Consider the following 8,614-nt stretch of genomic DNA (forward strand, 5'->3'; position numbering starts at 1 on the left):
TATGCGCCACGCAGTTCGAACTGGCAATCTATCGAATTTTCCTGCTTTTCATTCAATCAAAATGCATTAGTATCCGAACTCAACGAGTTGAGGCTTCCCTTGATGACAACAGTCGCACCTTTTCCGCTTGTCGAGATCGAAGGAGCGCCGAAAGCGCGCGGCATGGCCTATGGCGAACAGGCGCGCGGTCGCATCGGCGCTTCGGTGGCGCTCTACGCCGGGCAACTCGACCGGTTCGGCTTCGGGCGGGACGATGTCGCGCGGTTTTCCGAAATCTTCCTGCCTCGCTTGCGGCAATGGGCGCCCGATCTCGTCGAGGAAATGCAAGGGATCGCGTCAGGCGCCAATCTCGACCTGTCCTCCATCGTCCTGGTCAATGCGCGTACCGAAATCCTGCAGCTCGCCCGGCGCGAGAAGGGCATTTCCGACGACGAGCCCGACGGCTGCACGGGCGCTGTGATTTTGCCGGAGGCAACCCGCAACGGCAGGCTCATCCATGGCCAGAACTGGGACTGGAAGGCCGAATGCGCCGAGACCTCGGTGGTGCTGCGCATCCGGCGAACGGACGGGCCGGACCTCCTGACCTTCACCGAAGCCGGCGGACTGGCGCGCAGCGGCTTCAACGCGGCCGGCATCGGCATCACCGCGAACTATCTCGAATCGGACCGCGACTACCGCGACATCGGAATTCCGCTGCCCTTCATCCGGCGCCGGGCGCTTGAAGCGCAGCATTTCGCCGACGCCATCAAGGTGGTGGCGACGACACCGAAATCCGGCTCCAACAACATGATGCTCAGCACCGCCGAGGGCTTCACGGTCGATTTCGAATGCGCGCCGGACGAGGCCTTCGCCATCTATCCGGACGACGACATGATCGTCCATGCCAATCACTGGCAGAGCCCGGTGGCGTTGTCGAAGCTGCGCGAAACCGGGCTTCGCGACGTGCCGGACAGTCTCTACCGGGACCACCGCGTGCGCCGTCGCCTGTCGGCGCGGCATGGGGACGTCACGGGCGACGATTTGAAGGAAGCCCTGTTCGACGATTTCGCTTCGCCGTTCAGCGTCTGTCGTCCGCGGATCAGGAAGAAAGGCGGCAATCTCTCGGCGACGGTGGCGATGATCGTCTTCGAACCAGCCGCCGGCGTCATGGAGATCGCACCATTGCCGGCCGAGAACCGCGAATTCACCCGCTACGAACTCACCCTCGACGACGAGGTCCGCGAGCGCGCCGAGAAGGCGATGCCGGCACGGGGGAGACCTTCGATATCAGCACAGGAGAAACGATGGTCCGCTTTGTCCTGACCCGCATCGCCAGCGCCATACCGACCCTGATCCTGGTGTCGGTTGCGGTCTTCGTGATGATGCGCTTCATCCCGGGTGACCCTGCGACGCTGATGCTGGGAGACCTCGCACAGCCCGGACAGGTCGAAGCCATGCGGCATCGGATGGGGCTCGACCAGCCCGTGGTGGTGCAATATCTGATCTGGGCCGGCAACGTCCTTACAGGCGATTTCGGGCGCTCGATCGGCAGCGGGCAAGAGGTGCTGCCGCTGATCCTCGACCGTTTTGCCGTCTCCTCGATCATCGTCCTCCTGGCCGTGCTTGTCGCCTCCGCCATCGCCGTGCCGGCCGGCATGCTGGCCGCCTGGAGACAGGACAGTCTTGGCGACATCACCGTCGTCGCCACCTCGACCATCCTGCTCTCGATCCCCAGTTTCTGGCTGGGTCTGATGCTGATGCTGATCTTCGGCCTCTATCTCGGCTGGCTGCCGATCGTCGGCTACGTGCCCTTCAGCCGCGACTTCGCGCAAGCCGCTCTCTATGTGATCCTGCCCGTGGTCACCCTGGTGCTCGTCGAGTCCGGCCCGATCGCGCGCATGGCCAGGGCCAGCACGATCGAGGTGGCGCGGCTGGAATACATCACCCATGCGCGGGCAAAGGGACTTTCCGAAAGCGCTGTGATGTGGCGCCATGCTTTCAAGAACGCCTTCGCGCCCACCTTGACCCTGATCGGCCTGGTGCTCGGCAGCCTGCTTTCCAGCATCGTCGTCATCGAGACCGTCTTCACCATTCCCGGCCTCGGCCGGCTGCTGGTCGACGCCATCTATGCTCGCGACTATCCGGTGATTCAGGGAACGATGCTGTTCATCGCCTTCATCTATGTCGTGGTCAACCTTCTCGTCGACCTCGTCTATCCGCTGCTCGATCCGAGGGTCGCCGCATGATCGCCCGTGCGCTCGGCCGGCCCGGCCTGAAATTCAATGCGACCTTCGGGATCGCCGTCACCGGGGCATTGATCCTTCTGGCTGTGTTCGGTCCATGGATCGCCCCCTACGATCCGCTCAAGCTCGATCTGCCGTCGCGGCTCAGCGGGCCGTCGCCCCAGCACCTGCTCGGTGCCGACGAGTTCGGGCGCGACGTGCTCAGCCGCCTCGCCAGCGGCGCGCGGACCAGCGCCTGGATCGCTTTTGCGACAGTCGCCTTCGCCTTGATCCTCGGCATCGTGTTCGGCGTTCTCGCCGGCTTCCTGCGCGGCTGGGTCGATCGCGTCGTCATGATGGTCAACGACGCCTTCCTCGCCTTCCCCGGCCTGCTTCTGGCGCTCGGCCTGATGGCGGTGATCGGCGCCAGCCGCGAAGGTATCATCGTTGCGCTCGGCCTTGCCTACATGCCGATCGTGGTGCGCGTGGTGCGGGCCTCGGTGATGTCCATTCGCGAGCGGGAATATGTCGAGGCCTCGCGGGTGATGGGCAACAGCGAGATCATCACCATGGCGCGGCACGTGCTGCCCAACTGCGTCGCCCCGATCATCGTGCTCGCCACCACCATGTTCGGCTGGATCATCCTGTCGGAGAGCGCGCTGAGCTTTCTTGGACTGGGCGTCCCACCTCCGGCGCCGAGCTGGGGCAACATGCTGTCGACGGCTCGGCCCTATATCGGCCAGGCGCCGCATCTGATCATCCTGCCGGGTCTCTGCATCTCGATCACGCTGCTCGGCATCAACATGCTGGGCGACGCGGTGCGCGACTGGCTCGACCCGAAAATGTAGGTCCTGGAAACATGCTCGTGCCGACCGCGGACAACAACACGATGCTTTCAGTGCGCAACCTGTCGATCTCGGTCGGGCCATCGGGAAAGCGGATCGTCGACGGGCTGAATTTCGACCTCGCCCCCAGTGACATGCTGGCGCTGGTCGGGGAATCCGGTTCGGGCAAGACGATGGCGGCCCGCTCGATCGTGAGCTTGCTCCCTGCCCCGCTGGTCACGACGCCGGACAGCAGCATCCACTTCGAAGGACAAGAGCTCACCGGCCTCGCCGCAAAGGCGCTGCGCCAGATACGCGGTGCGCGGATCGGCATGGTTTTCCAGGAGCCGATGGTCTCGCTCAATCCGGCCGTCACCATCGGCGAGCAGATGGCGGAGGGTCTGCGCCTGCATAGCGCCCTGTCGCGCGCCGAGATAAAGGACCGCTCGCTGGCAATGCTGGAGAGGATCCAGATCAAGGATCCCGGCAAATGCCTTGCGGCCTATCCGCACGAATTCTCCGGCGGCATGCGCCAACGCATCATGCTCGCATCGGTCATGCTGCTCAAGCCGCGCCTGCTGATCGCCGACGAGCCGACCACCGCGCTCGACACGCTGGTGCAGCGCGACGTGCTTAACCTGATGGTCGAACTGACGCGGGAGAACGGAACCGCCGTCCTGCTGATCAGCCACGACCTCGGCATGGTGTCGCACTATGTGAACAACGTGACGGTGATGTGCGAAGGCAAGGCGGTCGAACAGGGAAGCAGCACCCAGGTGCTTCACGCACCGCAGCACGATTACACGAAGCGGTTGGTGGATGCGCTTCCCAAGCGCAGCGCCGGCGGATCGAGAAAAGCCGTCGACGGCCCGCCCTTGGTCGAGATCAGCAATGTCGTCATCGACTATCCGGGCCGTCCCAGGCTGTTTGGGCGCGCGCAGCCGAAGCGCGCCGTCGACGGCGTCGACCTGACCATCCGGCGCGGCGAAACACTGGCGCTGGTCGGCGCGTCGGGCTCCGGCAAGACGACGCTCGGGCGCGCCATTGTCGGTCTCGTCAGGCCGGCCAGTGGAACGATCTCGTTTCTTGGCACGGCGATTGCAAACGATCGATCCGCTGACGCGCGTGCGCAGCGTCGCAACATGCAGATCGTCTTCCAGGACCCCTATTCGTCGCTCGACCCTCGCCAGTCGATTGCCGAGATCATCACCGAGCCGCTGAAGCTCGACACCGAATTGGACCGCAAGCGGCGGACCGCGCGCATGGATGAGGTCATCGAGGAAGTGGGGCTGACGCGCGACCTTCTCGAGCGTTTCCCGCATCAGCTTTCGGGTGGCCAGCGCCAGCGCGTCGCGATCGCCCGGGCGATCGTCAGGCGACCGGCCTTCGTCGTCGCCGACGAGCCGGTCTCGGCGCTCGACATGACAGTGCAGAAACAGATTCTGCTTCTGATCCGGTCGTTGCAGGAACGCTACGGGTTCGCCTGCCTGTTCGTCTCGCATGATCTGGGCGCGGTGGAACAGGTTGCCGATCGGGTCGCCGTCATGCAGGACGGAAGGATTGTCGAGATCGGCGACCGCAACGACGTCTTCGATCGACCGCGCCACGCCTACACACGCGCCCTTCTCGATGCCGCGATGCTGATCGATCGCCATTTCGCCGATGGCGCGGGCGCACGCAAGGCAGTGGCTCGATGAGGGCGGCATGGCTCGTCGCCGCACCATGACAGCGTTTGGCCGTATCACGGAGATCTGGCGATACCCCATCAGTTCGATGGGCGGCGAACGGCTGGACGGGACCGAGCTTGCGCAGGGCGGGATTCCGGGTGATCGGATCTGGGGCATCATCGACCGGCGCGACGGCACTGTTGCCGCGCCGGAGAAGCGAAAACACTGGCGACCGCTGCCCAACCTTGTTGCAAGGCTGAAGGGTGACCGGCCGGAAATCGGCTTGGACGGCTCCTGGATCGATGCCGGCTCCAGCCTCGCAGGCGAGCTGGTTTCGGCCTTCCTCGATTTCCCGGCGGCGCTGCACCCACATGCCCGCTTCGGCTCGGAGGCCCGTGATCATATCGCGCCACGCTATCAGCGCGCCGACATCCACATCGTCACATCTGCCTCGATGAACAGGCTTGCCGGCCTGCTTGAGGATCCTTCGCAAGTGGATTCCAGGCGGTTCCGGCCCAACATCGTGATCGAAACCGACGCCTCGCGGGAGGGTTTCGTCGAGCAGCAGATCATCGGGAAAGTGCTGTCGATCGGGACGGCACGGATCGTGATCTCGGAACCGTGCGCGCGCTGCACCTTCACGGCGCTGGCGCAAGGCGATCTCGCCTTCGAGCCGGCAGTGCTGCAAACCATAGCGCGCCATGGCGAAGGCGGCTTCGGCGCGCTCTGCCAAATCATCGAACCGGGCAAGATCAGGCTGGGCGACCAGGTCACCTTGAACGAAGCCTGAACCTTTATCAAGCTTTCGACGCCGGACGGCGGCACGTCGTGACGCTAGTGGTGAACATTCAACGCTTGGTGCCGGGGGCGAATACAGCTCACGACCACTTTTCTCCCCTCCGCGGGAGAGTCCGAAGGGGAAGTGGTGACCCGAAGCAGACGGTCGTGATGCCATAAAAGATGTCGGCCTCGCACCGATCTCGTACGCTGCGATCGGTTTGACCGCTTCCTGAAGCCGACGTCCCAGCGACCACAGTGACAGCCGCGGTTGTGCCCAATTGTGGACCTTGGCAAAATCACCGCCTTGAAGATCAGCCTAACCATCATCGGAGCATTGCCATGATGAGCTCGGACCAGAGACCAGCGTCAGCCTAGCGAACTGCCCCCTCCTTGCGCAATTTCGAGCGCCTTTACGCTTAGTCGGAAGCCGTCTACTATTCAGCTGAAGGCAGGGTCTTAGACATGGACCGCAAGCTTGCTGCCATTCTGGCTGCTGATGTGGTCGGCTATTCCGCTCAAATGGAGCGTGATGAAGCGGGGACTTTTGCACGGCTGAAAGCTGGTCGCGCAGAGCTTTTCGAACCAGAGATTGCGCGGCACCACGGTCGCATTTTCAAGCTCATGGGCGACGGCTTGCTGGCCGAGTTTGCCAGCGTGGTCGATGCGGTGGAATGTGCAGTCTCGCTGCAGCGTGGCCTAACCGAGCGCAATGCGTCGCTTCCCGAGGCCGAGCAGATCTTGGTCAGGATCGGAATAAATCTTGGCGAGGTGATAATCGACGGTGACGACCGTTACGGCGACGGGGTCAATATTGCCGCCCGCCTCCAACAATTGGCGGAGTCCGGCGGCATCTGTGTCTCCGGTAAGGTGGCCAAGGAGGTCGAGAAGAAGCTTGCCTTCGGTTTCGAACCTTTGGGCGAGAAGAAGGTCAAGAACGTCACCGAACCCGTGCAGGTTTTCCGCATAACGCTTGAAAAACAGGGCATCCGCCATCGCTCAATACGGTCTCCTCCGCGGTGGGCGCTAGAGGGGATGGCGGTGGCCGTGACCCTTCTGCTTGCCGCCGCAGCGGCTTGGCAATTCTGGCCGGCGGCGCCGGTGAGTGCCAGGCCATCGGTAGCGGTGCTGCCGTTTGAAAATTATGGCGGCGACGAGGCTACTGGACGGCTGGCCGACGGCCTCACAGAGGACATCATCACTGACCTTGCACGCTTCCCGGAATTGGAGGTGGTGGCTCGCAATTCGACGCAAGTCTACAAGGGCAAGCCGGTTGATGTGCGCGAAGTCGCTAAAGCGCTCCATGTCGGCTACGTGCTCCAAGGCTCGATCCAGCACCAGGGCGGCCGCGTCCGGATCACCGCGCAACTGATCGATGCCCAATCCGGCAATCATCTGTGGTCGGAGCGCTGGGACCGGCCCACCGAAGATGTGTTCGCAGTCCAGACTGAGATATCTGAGCAAGTCACCAACCGGCTAGGCGGCGGCGAGGGGCTGATCCAGAAAGCTGGCCGAGCTGCGGCCAAGCGCAAGCCGCCAGAGAACCTTAGCGCATACGAGCTTTATCTGCTTGGCACCGAGAAGCTTGCGCGGATCACCAAAGACGATATTCAGCAGGCCATCGTGCTGCTCAACCGCGCCGTCGAGCTGGATCCCGGCTTGGCCCGCGCCTGGGTCGAACTTTACCACTCTCACTCGCTATTGGCGAACTTCGGCGTCAATCCCGAGACAGAAGCAAAGGCGGCTGCCGATGCAGCCGAACGCGCCGTGCGACTTGATCCGAGCGACGCTGAAGCTCACGCCGCGCTGGGCATGAGCTTAGGCGAGCGGGGCGAGCTTTCGCGCGCGAAAGCTGAGCTGCAAATAGCCCTGAGCCTCGCGCCCGGTTCGGCTGAAATCCTGACCTTCTATGCCGGCTGGGCCGCGTCCTTCGGTGAACCAGAACGAGGTGCCGAATTGGTCGATCGGGTGATCCGGCTCGATCCTAACTACCCGATGTGGGCCACCGGCCTCTTCTCTAACGCTTACTTTATGGTGGGGCGATACGACGATGCGCTGAAAATGATGGAAGGCCTGACACCTGACAACTACAACCAGTGGAGATGGATGGTGCGCAGCGGTTCGCTCGCAGGCGCGGGCCGGATGGAAGAAGCGCAAGCCTCAGTCAAGGAGGCGCTCAAGCACTACCCGGACATGACCGTCGAAGGTATGGTCAACGCGCCGGGGATCAGCCCCACCGAGCGCGAGCGCTACTTGGAAACCTTGGTCCTGACCGGTTTCCCGCTGTGTGCATCCGACGAGCAACTGGCTAAGATGACTGTTCCAAAACGTCTTCCCGAGTGCCTGAAGTAGCCCTTCAGCGAGCTTCCCTGACGACCGAAATAGGATAGTGTCCTGAAGGTTCTGCAAAAAGCTTTGGAGAGGGAACGGCCCATGCTCTGAGGTGAGTGGCGGCCATGGCACGCTGGTGACGTTTCGATCACCGATTCCCGTGGAAGGGGAGTGTGCCATGACCAAGCGAGAAGTTAGACTGAGCAGAGGCGAGTTGAAAGCGTTGCTGTTGTCGGATGAGGACGGCTTCCGCAGGGTTTTGCAGGCTGTGGTGCAGGAGGCTTTGGAAGCCGAGATGACGGAGGCCATCGGGGCCGAGAAAGGCGAGCGGACGGCGGAGCGGGTTGGTTACCGGTCCGGCTATTATGAGCGCAAGCTTGTGACGCGGGTTGGGGTGCTGGAGCTTCGGGTTCCGCAGGATCGGGCCGGCCGGTTCTCGACGGAATTGTTCGAGCGTTATCAGCGCTCGGAGAAGGCACTGGTATCGGCGCTGGTCGAGATGTACGTGCAAGGTGTGTCGACGCGGAAGGTCAAGGCGATCACCGAGGAGCTGTGCGGCCATTCCTTCTCGGCCTCGACGGTAAGCCAGGCGACGGCGCGGCTGGATGAAGCGCTGAAGGCGTTCTTTGAGCGGCGGCTTGCCGAACCTTACCCGTACCTCATCCTGGACGCGCGCTATGAGCGGGCGCGCGAGGCCGGCGTGATCGCCAGCCAGGCGGTGCTGGTGGCGATCGGCATCGACTGGGAGGGCCGGCGCCAGGTGCTCGGTGTCGAACTGGCCAACCGGGAAAGCCATTCGAGCTGGCGCGCGTTC

General features: G+C 63.2%; 7 protein-coding genes. All 7 read left to right on the plus strand.

The annotated features are described in order from the left end of the window. Window positions 1-102: 102 nt before the first annotated feature. Entirely contained in the window at window positions 103-1,302 is a 1,200-nt protein-coding gene (locus AC0L2B_RS08920) for a C45 family autoproteolytic acyltransferase/hydolase (protein ID WP_473744978.1), read from the plus strand. Beyond that, window positions 1,284-2,225 carry an ABC transporter permease gene (locus AC0L2B_RS08925; protein WP_128166591.1) on the plus strand — a complete coding sequence of 314 codons (942 nt, stop codon included), beginning with the start codon at window positions 1,284-1,286 and terminating at the stop codon, window positions 2,223-2,225. Before AC0L2B_RS08920 ends, AC0L2B_RS08925 begins: the two co-directional genes overlap by 19 nt. Further along, window positions 2,222-3,049: an ABC transporter permease gene (locus AC0L2B_RS08930; RefSeq protein ID WP_128166589.1), complete on the plus strand. Its 828-nt coding sequence runs from the start codon at window positions 2,222-2,224 to the stop codon at window positions 3,047-3,049. The genes AC0L2B_RS08925 and AC0L2B_RS08930 overlap by 4 nt, the downstream gene beginning before the upstream one ends. A gap of 41 nt (window positions 3,050-3,090) precedes the next feature. After that, complete coding sequence (locus AC0L2B_RS08935; protein ID WP_473744990.1) at window positions 3,091-4,722, plus strand: ABC transporter ATP-binding protein; 1,632 nt, start codon at window positions 3,091-3,093, stop codon at window positions 4,720-4,722. Between the two features lie 7 nt (window positions 4,723-4,729). Then, a complete protein-coding gene (locus AC0L2B_RS08940; RefSeq protein ID WP_473744979.1) occupies window positions 4,730-5,482 on the plus strand; it encodes an MOSC domain-containing protein in 753 nt (250 codons plus the stop codon). A gap of 452 nt (window positions 5,483-5,934) precedes the next feature. Further along, entirely contained in the window at window positions 5,935-7,821 is a 1,887-nt protein-coding gene (locus AC0L2B_RS08945) for an adenylate/guanylate cyclase domain-containing protein (RefSeq protein ID WP_473744980.1), read from the plus strand. Window positions 7,822-7,978: 157 nt separating this feature from the next. Continuing rightward, window positions 7,979-8,614, plus strand: a 636-nt coding sequence (locus AC0L2B_RS08950) for an IS256 family transposase (RefSeq protein WP_473744981.1), incomplete at its 3' end; no start/stop codon positions are given.

The sequence above is a fragment of the Mesorhizobium sp. WSM4815 genome, assembly GCF_055811575.1.

Coding starts and splice junctions, on each gene's coding strand:
- AC0L2B_RS08920 (WP_473744978.1), top strand. CDS start 103: ATGACAACAGTCGCACCTTTTCCGCTTGTCGAGATCGAAGGAGCGCCG.
- AC0L2B_RS08925 (WP_128166591.1), top strand. CDS start 1,284: ATGGTCCGCTTTGTCCTGACCCGCATCGCCAGCGCCATACCGACCCTG.
- AC0L2B_RS08930 (WP_128166589.1), top strand. CDS start 2,222: ATGATCGCCCGTGCGCTCGGCCGGCCCGGCCTGAAATTCAATGCGACC.
- AC0L2B_RS08935 (WP_473744990.1), top strand. CDS start 3,091: ATGCTTTCAGTGCGCAACCTGTCGATCTCGGTCGGGCCATCGGGAAAG.
- AC0L2B_RS08940 (WP_473744979.1), top strand. CDS start 4,730: ATGGCTCGTCGCCGCACCATGACAGCGTTTGGCCGTATCACGGAGATC.
- AC0L2B_RS08945 (WP_473744980.1), top strand. CDS start 5,935: ATGGACCGCAAGCTTGCTGCCATTCTGGCTGCTGATGTGGTCGGCTAT.